At 73.2% G+C, this 15,335-nt stretch carries 14 protein-coding genes; 8 read left to right on the plus strand and 6 right to left on the minus strand.

Annotated elements, in window-relative coordinates:
- Positions 1-893: 893 nt before the first annotated feature.
- From Q8791_RS29165 to Q8791_RS29190, 6 genes are all read left to right on the plus strand, one after another.
- Positions 894-1,535 carry a DUF6230 family protein gene (locus Q8791_RS29165; protein ID WP_330095062.1) on the plus strand — a complete coding sequence of 214 codons (642 nt, stop codon included), beginning with the start codon at positions 894-896 and terminating at the stop codon, positions 1,533-1,535.
- Positions 1,526-2,032 (plus strand): DUF6114 domain-containing protein, encoded by a 507-nt coding sequence (locus tag Q8791_RS29170; RefSeq protein WP_330095063.1) that lies wholly within the window; start codon positions 1,526-1,528, stop codon positions 2,030-2,032. Before Q8791_RS29165 ends, Q8791_RS29170 begins: the two co-directional genes overlap by 10 nt.
- Before the next feature lie 155 nt (positions 2,033-2,187).
- Complete coding sequence (locus Q8791_RS29175) at positions 2,188-2,883, plus strand: hypothetical protein (protein WP_330095064.1); 696 nt, start codon at positions 2,188-2,190, stop codon at positions 2,881-2,883.
- Between the two features lie 362 nt (positions 2,884-3,245).
- Complete coding sequence (locus Q8791_RS29180; protein WP_330095065.1) at positions 3,246-4,883, plus strand: AMP-binding protein; 1,638 nt, start codon at positions 3,246-3,248, stop codon at positions 4,881-4,883.
- A gap of 144 nt (positions 4,884-5,027) precedes the next feature.
- The gene (locus tag Q8791_RS29185) at positions 5,028-5,513 is read left to right on the plus strand and encodes a MarR family winged helix-turn-helix transcriptional regulator (RefSeq protein WP_407942070.1); all 486 of its coding nucleotides are present in this window, start codon (positions 5,028-5,030) and stop codon (positions 5,511-5,513) included.
- A 336-nt stretch (positions 5,514-5,849) separates the two neighbouring features.
- A complete protein-coding gene (locus tag Q8791_RS29190; RefSeq protein WP_330095067.1) occupies positions 5,850-6,086 on the plus strand; it encodes a hypothetical protein in 237 nt (78 codons plus the stop codon).
- 283 nt (positions 6,087-6,369) lie between these two features.
- On the opposite strand, the gene Q8791_RS29195 is transcribed toward Q8791_RS29190, so the two are convergent.
- On the minus strand, positions 6,370-7,617 hold the full coding sequence (locus Q8791_RS29195) for an extracellular catalytic domain type 1 short-chain-length polyhydroxyalkanoate depolymerase (RefSeq protein ID WP_330095068.1): 1,248 nt from the start codon (positions 7,615-7,617) through the stop codon (positions 6,370-6,372).
- A gap of 238 nt (positions 7,618-7,855) precedes the next feature.
- Between Q8791_RS29195 and Q8791_RS29200 the strand changes: the two genes are divergently transcribed.
- On the plus strand, positions 7,856-8,689 hold the full coding sequence (locus Q8791_RS29200) for a 3-hydroxybutyrate dehydrogenase (protein WP_330095069.1): 834 nt from the start codon (positions 7,856-7,858) through the stop codon (positions 8,687-8,689).
- Positions 8,674-10,668 (plus strand): helix-turn-helix domain-containing protein, encoded by a 1,995-nt coding sequence (locus Q8791_RS29205; RefSeq protein ID WP_330095070.1) that lies wholly within the window; start codon positions 8,674-8,676, stop codon positions 10,666-10,668. The genes Q8791_RS29200 and Q8791_RS29205 overlap by 16 nt, the downstream gene beginning before the upstream one ends.
- Here the strand turns inward: Q8791_RS29205 and Q8791_RS29210 are convergent.
- Genes Q8791_RS29210 through Q8791_RS29230 form a run of 5 tightly spaced genes read right to left on the minus strand, consistent with a single transcriptional unit; the run spans position 10,594 to position 15,335 of the window.
- Positions 10,594-11,544 (minus strand): alpha/beta fold hydrolase, encoded by a 951-nt coding sequence (locus Q8791_RS29210; RefSeq protein ID WP_330095071.1) that lies wholly within the window; start codon positions 11,542-11,544, stop codon positions 10,594-10,596. The two genes, Q8791_RS29205 and Q8791_RS29210, sit on opposite strands and share 75 nt — an antisense overlap.
- A complete protein-coding gene (locus Q8791_RS29215; protein WP_407942071.1) occupies positions 11,541-12,698 on the minus strand; it encodes a branched-chain amino acid ABC transporter permease in 1,158 nt (385 codons plus the stop codon). Before Q8791_RS29215 ends, Q8791_RS29210 begins: the two co-directional genes overlap by 4 nt.
- Positions 12,695-13,594, minus strand: a complete 900-nt coding sequence (locus Q8791_RS29220) for a branched-chain amino acid ABC transporter permease (protein WP_330095073.1) — start codon at positions 13,592-13,594, stop codon at positions 12,695-12,697. The genes Q8791_RS29215 and Q8791_RS29220 overlap by 4 nt, the downstream gene beginning before the upstream one ends.
- On the minus strand, positions 13,591-14,514 hold the full coding sequence (locus Q8791_RS29225; protein WP_407942072.1) for an ABC transporter ATP-binding protein: 924 nt from the start codon (positions 14,512-14,514) through the stop codon (positions 13,591-13,593). The genes Q8791_RS29220 and Q8791_RS29225 overlap by 4 nt, the downstream gene beginning before the upstream one ends.
- Complete coding sequence (locus tag Q8791_RS29230) at positions 14,511-15,335, minus strand: ABC transporter ATP-binding protein (protein ID WP_407942073.1); 825 nt, start codon at positions 15,333-15,335, stop codon at positions 14,511-14,513. The genes Q8791_RS29225 and Q8791_RS29230 overlap by 4 nt, the downstream gene beginning before the upstream one ends.

Here is a 15,335-nt window from a genome sequence, read left to right on the forward strand (position 1 = left end):
AGGTGTTCCGCGCCCCGCCAAATCGGCGGTTTGTGGTTCGTGATCGGGGTAAAGCCCGTTTTGCTTCGTTTGCTTTTGTCCGAATGGACTTGGCTTTTGAAGCGACTCCCTGAGTTTACATGGCCCGAGCAGTGCTCGAACCGGGTGTTTCAGAGAGGAGGTTGTGTCGCCGATCCCGGCCCGGTTCCGGGCTGACCCTGAGGCCTTCCCGCCGTCCCGTGGCGACTCGGAGAACATTACCCCCCTCCGGAGCACCCGGCAAACCGAACCGCCTGTGTCCCCACTCACAGCACGTGCAGGGGTTCGGGCGTCCCACCCGGAGCCGAGGAGCACGGTCTTTCCGCGCGCGCACGCGCGCGTAGGAAGGGCGGGAGAGGGCGCGTCCGGTCGGCGCCGCCTGGCCGCGCGCGCACGCGCGCGTAGAAAGGGCGCGTCGTCTCCCCATCCGCGGGCCCACTCCGCCGAGCCCTCCCCGGGCCGCACCGGCGCCGCCGGCGTTCCCCGTGCACACGGGACCCCCACTCACCCGGCTGACGAAGCACACCCCGGAACGCACTCACCGAAATGACAAGAAACGGAGTTCCCCCTCCTCATGGGTCGATTCACCCATGGGCGGCCTGAGCGAATTCTCCCTCCTCCCCAACCTCGGCAATTCCCCCATCGTCCCATGTCAGAGCCCCTTCGACACAAAGCAAGATCATTTCGTGGAATCACAGGAAAGGCCGGAGAAGTTCCCTGGGAACTCTTGTCATCCCCTCGTTTCCGATACATGATGTGCAGCGTCAGGGAAACTGGTCCGGAGCCGCCCCGCCCGGGGGCGCACGGCCAGGCCGCGTGCCGGATGTTCGGGGGGACGGCAGGCGCAACGCGGCGTTCAACCCGGAAGGACACGCATGGACACCGCATCCCCCGACGTGGTCGACGAGCCCGTGAGGACCCCCGAGAGCCACACCAGCTGGAAGCGCTTCGCCCTGTTCTCCGTCCCCGCCGGCCTCGCCGTGGGCGGCATCCTCGTCGCGATGGCCCAGGGCGCGCTCGCCGCCTCGTTCACCGTCTCCGGCCAGGACTTCAAGATCTCCGCCGACGAACTGCGCGGCGAGGGCTTCGTCCAGTACGGCTGGCTGGACCAGTCCGTGCGCCAGGACGCCGTCCCCGTCGCCGTCGCGGGCATCGCGAGCGCCGAGATCGACGGACTGTGCCAGTCGGTCCTCACCGAGTTCCCCCTCATCGGGAAGATCTCCCTCGAACTCACCGCGGGCGACCAGGGCACACCTGTCCAGGCGGAGAACCTGGTCATCGACATGTCGCAGATGGACGGCAACGCCGAGTTCACGAACATCGAGATCGGCCGCGACGCGGGCACCCTCGACAAGGGCCCGGCCGGCGCGCAGGGCTTCAACGACCTGTTCGGCATGCAGTCCGACATCATCGTCGTGGAGAACCTGGAGCAGACCGCGAGGGCTGCCAGCGCCGGAACCTTCCGCCTCTCCGGGCTGAGCCTCGGTCTCAGCCTCGGGGAGAGCGAGTGTTTCTGAGGCTGTTGCGGAGGGCGGGAGCCGCCTGGCTCGGTTGGCGCAGGAGGCGCCCCTTCGCGGGGGGACTCCTCATGATCCTCTCCGGCGCCGTCATGGCGTCGCTCGTCGCGATGCCGGTGGAGCTGATGATCCAGACCGGTGTCGGCGGGGTCTCCTCGCTGATGTTCGGCGGCATGCTCGTCGTCCTCGGCCTGGTCACGTGGTTCACCCCCAACCAGCACGTCGTCACCGGTGCGCTGGCCGGGTTCCTCGGGTTGGGCGCACTCGTCCTGTCCAACCTGGGGGGCCTGGTGGTCGGCACACTGCTGGCGCTGGCGGGCGGCGGGTTGGCGTTCGCCTGGCGGCCCGTGGCCCGGCCTCCGCGCAGGAGGCGTCGCCGCCGCGGGCGTCACTCACCGGACGCGGCCCCCGCACCTGCGGGGGAGAGGTCCGCGGTGGGCCCCGTGCCCGACGCGCCGCAGGACCCGCCCCGCACCGTGCCCCTCTCCGACCAGTGATCCCCGTGACGGTCTGAGCGGGCCCCGTACCCCGGGGAGCCCGCGGGCTCCCCGGCCCATCAGGAAAACCATGTCCACCGAGTCGGCGCGTACCCCCAGATCCCGCCGGTCGTCGCCCCCGCGCGCCCTCCGGCCGTCACACACGAGGAGTACCCATGTCGGTTCCGCGACCGAGATCCCGCCCCCTCTCCGTCCCCTCCCACGCCAGGACGGCCGTCGCCGTCGCGGCGGCGGGCGTCCTGGCCCTGTCCTGGGGCGGCGGCGCCCTCGCCGCCCAGCAGGTCGCCACCACCGTCGACCCCGCGGGGGCCGCCTTCGAGGCCGTCCTGGACGGCACCGCCACCTTCACGGCGGGCACCGTGGTGGTGACCTGCCAGGTCTCGTCCACCTCACCGGGCGGGGGCAACAACCTCGTCCCGGCCGCCCCGGACAACCACAACCCGAACGGCGCCGTCTCCGGTCCGATCAACTCCCCGGACTTCGGGAACTGCTCCACCAACGTGCCCCTGGTGAGCGCCACCGTGGCCGTCGCCGACCCCGTCTGGGAGATGACCATGCAGTTCGGGGCCCCGTCGGTCGGCACGATGGTGGTGCCCGCGGGCGGCATCGTCGTGACCACCAGCGGCCTCGCCTCCTGCACCGCCACCGTCAGCCCGAACGCCCCGGCCGCCGTCGGCGGCACGTGGACCAACGGGAGCCCCGCGTCGACGCTGGCGTTCGACACGTCGGCCCCGGTCGTGGTGGTGGGCGGCTTCGGCTGCCCGACCAGCGCGACGACGTCCGACTTCACCGCCACCTACGAGGTGACGAACGCCGACGACCCGACCGCGCCGATCACCGTGTCCGGCTGAGCCTGACGCGGAGTCGGTGGCCGCCCGGCCGTGTCCGCGCGGTCCGGGTGACAAGGCCACAGGTCGACATGTCGGCCGGGGGCCGTCGCGCGCGGTGCGCGGCGGCCCCTGCCGCTCCCCCTGGCGACAGGCCCGGGCGGGCGGACACGCGGAGCGACGGCGCGCGGGCCGGCCGGCGACACGTGACCGGCGTCGTTCGTGCCCCGGTGACAAGGAACCGGGGGTGGCGACTCACCCGGGTGCGCAGAAACGGCGGTGGTTCGTCGCCTACGGTCGCAGTACTTCCGGGGAGTCACGCGGCGAAGGCTCCCCGGTGAGGCGCGGAACGCTTCGCCCGTCCCCGTTGCCCTCCCGGAGACAACATGGCGCCCAACGCCGGTCCTCCCGCCCCCTCACGACTGCGACAGACCCTCAGGACGGCGCGGATCCTGGTCCGCGCCGGTGTGCTCAGCACCGGCCGCCCGGACAGGATCGTCCGCCAACTCCGTGCCCTGCGCACGTGGGGCGCCACGATCGCCGGCGGGTACGCCGCGGCGAACGAGCGCGTGCCCGGTTCCGTGGCGATCGTCGACGAGCGGGGGCCGACGACCTTCGGCGAGATGGACCTGCGCGCCCGGCAGTTGGCGAGGGAGCTGTACCGGGCGGGTGTGGAGCCGGGAACGCGGGTGGGCGTGCTGTGCCGGAACCACAGCGCGTTCGTGCAGACGATGGTGGCGTGCGGCCGTCTGGGGGCGGACACCGTCCTGCTCAACACGGGCCTGTCGGTGGGCCAGCTGTCGGTGGCGGTGGTGGACAACGCGGTCGCGGTGCTCGTCGCGGACACCGAGTTCGAGCCCCTGTACGCGGGGCTTCCGCCCGAGGTGACCCGGGTGACGGCCTGGGGTGAGCCGTCGGGGGCGGGCCCGGCGGTGCCGTGGGAGGCGCGGGAGAGCACGGCGTCGGAGCCGGGGCCGCCGGAGCGGCCGGGCAGGCTGATCGTGCTGACGTCGGGGACGACGGGCGCGCCCAAGGGCGCGCGGCGGCCGACGCCGAAGGGGCCGCAGGACGCGGCGTCGGTGCTGTCCCGTATTCCGCTGCGCTCGTCGGACCGCATCCTGGTCTCGGCGCCGGTCTTCCACACGTGGGGCCTGGCGGGGGTGCAGCTGGGCATGTCGATGCGGGCCACGTTGGTGATGCGGCGGCTCTTCGAGCCGGAGGACGTGCTGCGGACGGTCCAGGAGCAGCGGTGCACGGTGCTGTTCGCGGTTCCGGTGATGCTGAGGCGCATCATGGACCTGCCCCGGGAGACGCGCGCCAGGTACGACACGTCGTCGCTGCGGATCGTGGCGTGCAGTGGTTCGGCCATGAGTCCGAAGCTGATCACGGGCTTCATGGACGAGTTCGGTGACGTGCTCTACAACCTGTACGGGTCGACGGAGGTGTCGTGGGCGACGATCGCGACGCCGCAGGACATGCGGCTGTCGCCGACGACCGCCGGGCGCCCGCCGCTGGGGACGCGGATCGCGGTCCTGGACGGGAACGGCTCCGAGGTCGCGGACGGGGTCGAGGGGTCGATCCACGTCGGCAACGACATGCTCTTCGACGGGTACACGAACGGGCGGAGCAAGAAGGTCGCGGACGGGCTGATGGAGACCGGCGACCGGGGGCACGTGGACGCGCACGGACTGCTGCACGTGGCGGGCCGGGACGACGACATGATCGTCTCCGGTGGGGAGAACGTGTTCCCGCGGCCGGTGGAGGAGTCGATCGTGACGCTTCCCGGTGTGCGTGAGGTCGTGGTGACGGGTGTGCCTGACGAGGAGTTCGGGCAGAGGTTCGCGGCGTTCGTGGTGCCGTACGAGGGTGTGCGCGTGGACCCGAACGAGGTGCGGATGCACGTGCGGACCGCGCTCGGCCGCTTCTCGGTGCCGCGTGACGTGGTCGTACTGGAGGAGCTGCCCCGCAACGCCACCGGCAAGGTGGTCAAGCGCAGGCTGCCCTATCAGGCACCTCGCCAGTAGGAGCTGCGCGGATGTCGCGGAGGGGGTCGGCGCGGTCGTGTCGGCCCCCGCGTGGGCCGGTTCGGGTACTCCGTCCCGGTCTTCCTCGTGTACAAGGCAATTGTGGGCTTTGACATCGGGTAGGAGGTAACTACGATGTTGCCGATGCCTGACCGTTTCCCCGCCCCCGCGGGCGACTTCCCTCTTCCTCCCGTCGACGAGCAGATGTGCTTCGCGCTGTACGCGGCGTCGCGGGCGGTGACCAACCTCTACCGGCCGCTGCTGGAGCCGTTGGGGCTGACCTATCCCCAGTACCTCGTGATGATGCTGCTGTGGGAGCGCGGTGAGTGCTCCGTCAAGGAGATCGGCGCCGTGCTCCAGCTGGACTACGGCACGCTCACCCCGCTGCTCAAGCGGTTGGAGGTCCGGGGTCTGCTCGACCGCGGACGGGATCCGCGCGACGAGCGCTCGGTCCGCGTCACCCTCACCGAGGAGGGTGCGCGGCTGCGGGCCCGGGCGGAGGGAATTCCGGAGGCGATCGGCGCGGTCATCGACCTTCCCGAGGAGGAGTTCGAGGCGACGCGGCTGGCGTTGCGCCGGCTGACCTCGAACGTGCTCGCGGGCGAGGCCCGCCTGCCCGCCCGGGACTGACCGGGCGAGCGGCTCGGGGACGAGGGCGACGAGCTCCGACCGCCGCGTCCGCCGTCGGGGGACGACAGGCGGCAGCGGCGGTCGGTGAGCACGGGCACCACGGGGGTCGTGCCCGTGCTCCGGGTGTGGGGGGACCGTTCCACGGTCCGCCCACACCTGTGTACGGGGTCCTCCGGCCCCTGCCCGGCGGCCTCCCGGGGTCGCGGAGGAGGCGGTCGGTCACGGCGTCCGGCGGCGACGCGGACGCCGGTTCCGACTGCGGCCCGGTGAGCGGGAAGCCCGACGGGGAAAGGGATTCGGGGTATCCCGCGGGGCCCGGAGGGCTAGTGTGGAGACATGTCGATCTGGGCGTCGGACAACCGCAACGGGCAGATACGCGAGGCACTGACCATGCTCCTGTCCCAGGGGGTCATCGACGACTTCCGCATCAGTCCCGAGGACGAGTTCCCGTTCCGGGTGACCGTGCCCGCCGGTGTGGTGCCGATGACCGAACACCAGGCCGCGCATTTCGCCCTGGGCGCGGCGGTGGGGCACTTCGGTCGTCTCGCCCGCGGTGAGGACACCCCGGAGTAGCCCGGTGCCCGGGCCCCGCGTCCCATCGGGGGCGGTGTGACGCGGGGCGCTGTGCCGTGGTGGCCGGGCCCCTCCGGGCGGAGGGGCGGGCGCGGGTCCAGGCCGCGTTCCGCGGATCATTCCGGGCTCGCGTCCCCCGGGCTGCCTCTCGCCGCGCCGACTGCGCTTGGACAGCCGAACCCGGGCTGACCTGCGCCACTCGTCTTGCGAGAGATGGCCTGGAAGCCGCTCGCGTCGATCGGCGCAAGCGCCGAGTCAACCGAAAGCATCCACAGAACACGCCCTAGCAGCCCCCGGGCGTGAGCTCCCAGAAGCCGGGCGAGGTCTCGGTCAGCGACGTGGTCACGAAGAGGTTCCACAGGCCCAGCACGTCGTCGGAGCCGACGGCGTAGGCCTGCCCCGAGCGGTGGACGGCGCGGCCGGCCGACACGTGGTCGTAGTTGCTGCTGGTCACGCACTCTCCCGGCTCCGGTTCCCCGGTCGGCGGGTCGGTGGGCTCCTCCGTCGGCGGGTCGGTGGGTCCGGTGCCGCCGCCACCGCCGATGCCCCAGAAGTCCACGGTGTACCCGGTGGAGCAGACGGCGGCGAGGAAGTAGGCGCCCGCCGTGCCGCAGCCCGAGGAGGGGTCGACGGGGGTCCCGTGCCCCATGCCGGAGACCGTGAAGTGGGCGACGTCCGCCGTGGCCGCGTCGCCCCCGTAGTAGGCGGCGGTGGTGGAGCCGGGCAGCTGCTCGGTGGAGTCGGGGCCGCCGGACAGGCCGTGGACGTCGGTCCACTGGCTCACGGAGGACGCCCCGTTGGCGGGCACGACGGTGGTGTCGGAGGTTCCGTGCCAGACGGCGACGCGGGGCCACGGCCCGCCCCATCCGCTGTGCTTGGCCCTCACCGCGTCCCCCCACTGCCGGGGGGTCTGGTTCTTCCCGGGGTTCATGCAGCCGAACGCGTCGACCATGCTGCCCGCACAGCCCACGGGGATGCCGGCGACGACACTGCCGCCGGCGAACACGTCGGGGTAGGCGGCGAGGAGTTCGCCCGCCATGGCGCCGCCCGCGGAGAGGCCGGACACGTACACCCGGTCGGCGTCCAGGCCGTGGGCGGCCACGGCGTGCTCGACCATGGAGCGGATCGAGCGGGCCTCGCCCGCGTCGCGCGCGGTGTCGCCGCGCTCGAACCAGTTGAAGCAGCTGGTGGCGTTGTTGGCGGACTTCTGCTCCGCGTAGACGAGCGCGAACCCGTCGTCGTCGGCGAACCCGTCCCATCCGGAGTGCCCGTGGTAGGCGGCGGCGTCCTGCGCGCAGCCGTGCAGGAGGACGACCAGGGGCGCACCGGCGGGCAGACCGTCGGGGACATAGGAGTACATCGACAGGTTGCCGGGGTTGGAGCCGAACGAGGCCACGGGGGTGAGTGTGGCGGCGGAGGCGCGTGGGGTCGCGACGGCCAGGAGGGCGGCGACCATGACGGCCACGGTGGCGAGCGCGAGAAGGAGGGGGCGGACCTGGTGCCGCCGTGCGGGCGGTGCGGGGGAGTCCATGGGGGGTGTGCCTTCCGGGGAGTCCGAACGGGGGGCGGGGGTTCGGCCGAACCGTGCCACGGAGCCTAGTGCGCATGTGACCTGGGCGACATGTCGATGAGACCCCGGTCACGTGCCCGCCGCCAGTGTGATCCCCACAGCGGACCCGCGGCCCATGGCCGGGCCGCACATGTCCCCGCCCCGGGGTGTGTCCGCCTCCCCTATCCCCCGCCCGGGGCACCCCGCCTAGTTTGCTGACATGACGACGCACGAGTTCCCGTCGGGCCCGGCGCGGCAGGCCCCCCGGCCCCCCGGCCCCCTTCCCGCAGGCGCCCACCACACCACCCGGGTCGACCTGGAGGGGAGGACCGCCCTGGTGACCGGTGCGGCCAGCGGCATCGGCCTCGCCTGTGCCCTGCGCCTGGCGGACGCCGGGGCGAGCGTCCGGCTCGCCGACATCGACGGGGACGCCCTCGCCGTGCTGGCCGACCAGGGGGTCGGGGAGGCGGTCCCGCTGGACCTGACCGACCTCGACGCCGCCGAGGAGGCCGCCAGGGGCGCGGACATCGTGGTCAACAACGCCGGCGTGCAGACGGTCGCCCCCGTCCAGGACTTCCCTCCGGAGCGTTTCTCCCTCATCCTTCGTCTCATGGTCGAGTCACCGTTCCGCGTCGTGCGCGGCGCGCTGCCCCACATGTACGAGAGGGGCTGGGGCCGCGTCGTCAACATCTCCTCCGTGCACGGGCTCCGGGCCTCGGCCTACAAGTCGGCGTACGTGACCGCCAAGCACGGTCTGGAGGGCTTCTCGAAGGTCGTCGCCCTGGAGGGCGCCGCACACGGGGTGACCTCCAACTGTGTGAACCCGGGCTACGTGCGCACACCCCTCGTGGAGAGGCAGATCGCCGCGCAGGCGGAGGCCCACGGCATACCGGAGGAACGGGTTCTGTCGGAGGTCCTGCTGGCGCGGTCGCCGCTCAAGCGGCTGATCGAGCCCGCCGAGGTCGCCGAGCTGGTCGCCTATCTGTGCAGCGACGACGCGTCGTTCGTCAACGGCGCGTCCCTGCCCGTGGACGGAGCATGGAGCGCGAGCTGAACACCACCCGGATGACCGAGGACGGCCCGTCGGACGCCGACGACGGCCAGGCGCTGTTCCTGGACCTGCTGCTGCGCGACGCGCCCGCCGTGGAGTACGAGCGGCCGGTGCTGCGGGCGCGTGCGCGGGGGGACGACCCCGCGGTGGTGGCGTCGCTGGACGCGGCGAAGCTGACGGCGCTGCGGGTGCGGTCGGTGATGCGCGACCGGCGGCGCCGCGAGTCGGAGCTGAGCGCGCTGTTCGAGACCGCCAACGACCTGGCGGGGATGCGCAGCCTCGACCAGGTGCTGCAGGCGATCGTGGAGCGGGCCAGGAACCTCCTGGGCACCGACACCGCGTACCTGACGCTGAGCGATCCGGAGGCGGGCGGCACGTACATGCGGGTGACGTCGGGCTCGGTGTCGGCGTCGTTCCAGCGGCTGCGGCTGGCGTCGGGCAAGGGGCTGGGCGGGCTGGTGGCGACCACCGCCCTGCCGTACGTGACGTCGAACTACTTCACCGATCCCCGGTTCGCTCACGCCGACAACATCGATCACGCGGTGCGCGAGGAGGGCCTGGTGGCCATCCTGGGCGTGCCGTTGAAGATGAACGGGCGCGACGTGGGGGTGCTGTTCGCCGCGAACCGGCGGGAGCGCCCCTTCGCGCACTCGGAGGTGGCGCTGCTGTCGTCGCTGGCCGCGCACGCCGCCATCGCGATCGACAGCGCGAACCTGATCGACGACACCCGGCGGGCCCTGGACGAGCTGCACACCGTGAACGAGCGGTTGCAGCGGCACACGGCGTCCGTGGAGCGGTCGGCGGCGGCGCACGACCGGCTGACCGACCTGGTGCTGCGCGGCGGCGGGGTGCGCGAGGTGGCGGCGGCGATCGCCGAGGTGCTGGGCGGTTCGGTGCTGATCCACGACGCGACCTCGGGGGAGTCCGTGACCGCCGCACCGGAGGGCGCGGTGGAGGAGGGGGTGTGGGACGGCGGCCCGGCGGACCCGGCCGACGGGGATCTGGCGGGGGCCGTGCGCTCGTCGCTGGCCAGCGGCCGGGCGGTGCGGTCCGGGGAGGCGTGGGTGGCGTCGGCGGCGGCCGGCAGCGAACCGCTGGGCACCCTGGTCCTGCGGGGCGCCGAGCTGGACTCCACGGACCAGCGGGTGCTGGAGCGGGCGGCCATGGTGACCGCACTGCTGCTGCTCATCCGCCGTTCGGTGAGCGAGACCGAGCACCGTGTGCGCGGTGACCTGCTCGACGAGCTGTTGGAGGTGCCCGCGCGCGATCCGGCGTCGCTGCGCCAGCGCGCGGCCCTGCTCCACGCGGATCTGGACGGTCCGCACGTCCTGGTGGTGGCGGAGGCTCCGGGCGGTCACCCCGGCCGTCTGCGCTCGGCGGCGACCTATGTCGCGGAGACCACCGGGGGATTGGCCGGGAGCCGGTCGGGCCGCCTGGTGCTGGCGCTGCCGGGGACCGACGCCGCGGCGGTGGGGCGCCGGGTGGCCGACGAGCTGTCGGCGGCGGCCAACGGGCCGGTGACGGCGGGGCTGGCCGGCCCGACGGACGGCCCGGAGTCGTTCCGGGCCGCGTTCGCGGAGGCGACCCGCTGCCTCCAGACGCTGCGGGCGCTGGGGCGGGACGGGGACGTGGCCACGACCGACGATCTGGGGTTCCCGGGGCTGTTGTTGAGCCAGGAGCGGGACGTGCCGGGGTTCGTGTCGGCGACGCTGGGGCCCCTGCTGGAGTACGACGCCAAGCGGGGCACGCTGCTGGTGGAGACGCTGGGCGCGTACTTCGCGGCCGGGGGCAACCTGTCGCGGGCCAAGGACGAGCTGCACATCCACGTGAACACGGTGGCGCAGCGCCTGGAGCGCGTCGGGCAGCTGATCGGGGCGGACTGGCAGCGCCCCGGCCGCGCGCTGGAGCTACAGCTCGCCCTGCACCTCCACGGTCTCCTGGACAAGGGAGTGGATCTGCTCGGCGACCAGGGCGGCGGTTGAGGAGAACAGCGGGCTGTAGTGGTTGTCGTGGGGGAGACCGAGGGTGCTGACGCCGCCGGGGAGCCCGGCGAGGCGTTCGGGCGTGTACAGGCCGGGGCTCTCGTCCATGAGTCCGCGCGCCGTCCACAGCAGGCGTGCGGGGCAGGGGAGCCGGTGGACGGCGCCGAGCGCGTCGGGGTCGGCGAGGACCTGGGCGCCGTCCGTCCGCACGGCGTCCTCGTCGCAGGCCGAGCGCATGCGGGGCGGCTCTCCGACGAGGTCCCGCAGGACGTAGTGGTCGGCCCAGGTGTTCCACCGGCCCGCGAACGCGGGGTGCCTGCCCCAGAAGGCGCGGTAGTCGTCGGCGTTCGCGAAGGTCATCCGCAGCCGTAGCAGCGCGGGTCCGAGCACGGCGTCGATGTCGGTGCCGGGCGGGACGGGGAGCCCGTGCCCTCCGTCGACCAGGAGCAGGCCGGCCACCCGCTCGGGGTGGCGGACGGAGGCCAGGCAGGCGACGAACGCCCCCATGGAGTGGCCGACCAGGACGGTGCGGCGCACCCCGTGCTCGTCGAGGACCGCGATGACGTCGTCGGCGTGGTCGGCCAGTCCGCCCCGGCCGGGCAGGTGTCCGCTGAGTCCGCGCCCGCGCAGGTCGGGGGCGACCAGCGGCGGGCCGCCGAGCCCGGAGAGCTCGGCGGCGACGCGGGCGAAGGAGTGGCCGTTGGCGGTGATGCCGTGGACGGCGACGACGGGGGTGCCGGGGCCGTCGCCCCAGCGGGTGGCGGCCAGGCGGCCCCCGGGGACGGGGACGGTGTGCTCGTGCCCGGCGGTCCACGGGCCGTCCCCGCGTGTGCGGGGGGCGGGGCCGGTCGTGGCGTCGGTCGTGGCGTCGGTCATCGCCGGGAGGCCTTCCTGTCGCGCAGGGCGGATCGGACACGGCCGGGGAGCGCGACGAGCCCGCCCGGGAAGAAGAACACCATCAGCACGAACAGCGTGCCGAGGATGAAGAGGGGCTGGGCCAGGGGCGCGGCGATCCACGCGGGCAGGGCCGCGAAACCGTCGGACTGCCCCAGTTGGAGGAGCCTGTGGTCGGCGTAGGTGTAGAGGGCCGCGCCCAGCAGCGGGCCCCAGCGGGTGCCCGCACCGCCGAGGGCGACCATCACCAGGAGGGTGAGGGTGAACTCGGCCGTGGTGATGCCGGGGGTGACCCCGCCCGTGACCAGCAGGTACGTGACTCCGCCGAGGGAGGCTAGGCCTCCTCCGACGGTGAACGCCGCGAGCTTGTAGGGGTAGGGGTTGACGCCGAGGACGGCGACGCGCTGCTCGTTGGCTCGGATGCCCTGCCAGACGCGGCCGACGGGTGAGGCGGTGAGCCACCAGACGACGCCGGTGGCGACAGCCGCGTAGGCGACGGCAGCCCAGTACAGGTTGACGGTGTTGGCGACGCCCACGAACGCGTCCGGGACGGCCGCGGTGTTGAGCGACAACCCCTCCTCGCCCCCGGTCAGACGGCCGGGGTCGCGGGAGATGAGGATGGATCCGGCCTGGGCGAAGGCCAGCGTGACCATGGCGAGGGCGATGCCGTTGACGCGCAGGGACACGGCGCCGAGAAGCAGGGACAGCAGGGTTCCGCCGACGACCGCGATGAGCGCGGACCACACGAGGGGGAGTTCGAGCACCCCCATGAGGAGGGCGGCGGCGTACGCGCCGCAGGCGAAGTAGAGCGCGTGTCCGAAGGACAGCAGGCCCACCCGCCCGTAGAGCAGGTCGTAGCTGGTGGCCAGCCCGCCGAACACCAGGCAGAACGCGAGCAGGTGCAGGGTGGGCGGGCTGTTGAGGGCGCCCTCGAACACCCCGGGGATCCGGAGTGTGGAGAAGGGCAGGGCCAGTGCCACCGCGAGGAGGGCGGCCGGGACGGCCCACGCGGGCAGACGGCGGCGTCCGCGCACGTCCTCGACGGTTCGGGGTCCGGGGGCGCCGGGGCCCCGCGGGGCGCGTCGGCCGGACCGGGGTCCGGGGGCCGTGGAGGCCACGTCGGTGTCGGTCATCATGCCACCCTCTCCGCGGACTTCTTCGCGGTCAGGCCGCCCTGCCTGGTGAGCAGTACGAGGGCCAGGACGATGACCACGGCGATGTCGCCGAGGCCGGCGACGGTGTAGTAGTTGGCGAACTGCTGGATGAGGCCGACCGCGACGGAGGCGATCGCGCACCCGGTGAGCGAGGTGGTGCCGCCGATCACGACGACGATGAAGGCGAAGATCAGCAGGGACATCCCCTGGGTGGGGGTGACCACGCCGAAGTACAGCCCGCCCAGGGCCCCGGCGAGGGCCGCGGCGGCGCCGCCGATCGCGAAGACCAGGGTGAACGCCCTGCGGACGTCGATGCCGAGGGCGGTGACCATGGCGCGGTCCTGTACGCCCGCCCGGACGATGAGCCCGTAGCGGGTGCGCGAGTTGAACAGCCACAGCGCCGCGAACACGACGATCGCGGCGACGATCAGCAGGAACCGGTCCTTGGGGATGTGCACGCCGACGACGTCGACGGTGCCGCGCACGAGTTCGGGCCGGGGGAAGGTGAGCGGGTCGGCGCCCCAGACCGCCTGGATGAGGGCGGGGACGGCGAGGCTCAGTCCCACCGTGGCGAGGATCTGCTCGCGGTGCCTGCCGTAGAGCGGGCGGATGACGCACAGCTCGACCAGGGTGGCGGCCAGGGTGCCCGCCCCGACGCCGAAGGCGACGGCGAGCAGGAACCCGAACCCGTCGGGTCCGGCGCCGGGGAGGTGGAGGGCCGCCCACCAGGTGCCGTACGCACCGATGGCGAGGAAGGCGCCGTGCGCGAAGTTGAGCACGTCCATCAGGCCGAAGATCAGGGAGAGGCCGGAGGCGATGAGGAAGTAGAGGGCTCCCAGGCCGAGCCCGGTGATGACGAGGAGGATGACGGTGCTCACGCGGTCCGCCTCCCTTCGGTCTCGGCGGGGGTGGTGGGTGCGGTGGTGCCGACGGGTGGGGTGGTGCTGGTCGGCGGTGTGGTGCTGGTGGGGGAGCCCGTGGGGGTGGTGGGGCGTGCGTGGTCGGTGGCCGCGCCCGCGGGGGTGGTGACGGGGCTGCCGGTGCCACCGGTGTCTCCGGGCCCGCCGGTCCCGCTCCGGTGGTCGGCGGCCGTGCGGGCCACGCCGAGGAGCGCGCGGACGCGGTCGGCGTCGTCGAGCAGTTCCAGGGCAGGTCCGGTGTGGGTGACGCTGCCCGCGTCGAGCACCACGGCGTGGTCGGCGACCCTGCGGACCAGGGAGAGGTTCTGCTCCACGAGCAGGACCGGCACCTGTTCGGCCGCACGCGCGACGGCGTCCGCCACCTCGCGGACGATCCGGGGCGCGAGGCCCTTGGTCGGCTCGTCCACGATGAGGAGCTTGTTGTCGTTGAGGAGGGCGCGACCGATGGCGAGCATCTGCTGTTGGCCGCCGGAGAGGGTGCCGGCCGGTTGGGCGGCCCGCTGCCGCAGTTCGGGGAAGAGCTCGTGGACGAGGTCGTAGCGGGGCCTGCCGGGTCGGCGCTCGGCGATGCGCAGGTTCTCGGCGACGGTGAGGGCGGAGAAGATCCCGCGTTCCTCGGGCACGTAGCCGATACCCCGGGTGACGATGGCGTGGGTGGGGAGCGGGGTGGTGTCGACGCCGTCGAAGACCACCCGGCCGGTGCGCGGCACGAGGCCGAGCAGGGCCTTGACCGTGGTGGTCTTGCCGACGCCGTTGCGCCCCAGGATCGCGGTGACGCCGCGGTCGGACATGGAGAAGGACACCCCCTGGAGGATGTGCGAACCCTCGATCCACACGTGCAGGTCGGCCGCGTCCAGCAGCGGCCCTCCGGCGGTCACGCCCCGTCCCCGAGGTAGGCGGCCTGGACCTCGGGATCGGCCATGGCCGTCTCCGGGTCGGTGAACGCGAGCAGGGCGCCGTGGTGCATCACGGCCAGGCGGTCGGCCATGTCGAGGAGCACCTCCATGTGGTGTTCGACCATGAGGACCGTGCAGCCCTGTTCGCGGTGCACGTCCCGGATGACGGTGGTGAGCTCGCCGATCTCCCCGGCGCTGACCCCGGCCATGGGTTCGTCGAGGAGGATCAGGCGGGGGCGCCGGGCGAGGAGCAGCGCGAGTTCGAGCTTGCGCTTGTCCCCGTGGGAGAGGTCGCCCGCGAGGGCGTCCACCCGGTGGGAGAGGCGGACCAGGTCCAGGGCCGCGGAGGCCTCGGCGCCGCCGTCCGGGGTGGCCCGGCGCCAGAAGCGGCGGGACTCCCCGGTCCTGGCCTGGACGGACAGGCCGACGTTGGCGCCGACGGTGAGGTCCGTGAAGACGCTGGAGGTCTGGAAGGTGCGGCCCATGCCGAGCCGCGCGCGGCGGTGGGGGGCGTGCCGGGTGACGTCCGTCCCTGCGAGGACGACGCTGCCGCCGGTCGGCCTGGTGAGACCGGACACGAGGTTGAACAGGGAGGTCTTGCCCGCCCCGTTGGGTCCGATGAGGGCGACGAACTCGCCCTCGCCGACGCGCATGGTGACGTCGTCGACGATGACGGCGCCGCCGACCGACCAGCTGAGGTGTTCGAGTGCGAGGACGGGGGCGGCCGTGCCCGTGCCGGCGGGGTGTGCACCGGGCGCCGCGGGGGTCGCGGGCGCCGTGCCCGGGGTGGTCTGTGCGGACAC

The sequence above is a fragment of the Nocardiopsis codii genome, from assembly GCF_036327455.1.
Classification (GTDB): Bacteria; Actinomycetota; Actinomycetes; order Streptosporangiales; family Streptosporangiaceae; genus Nocardiopsis; species Nocardiopsis codii.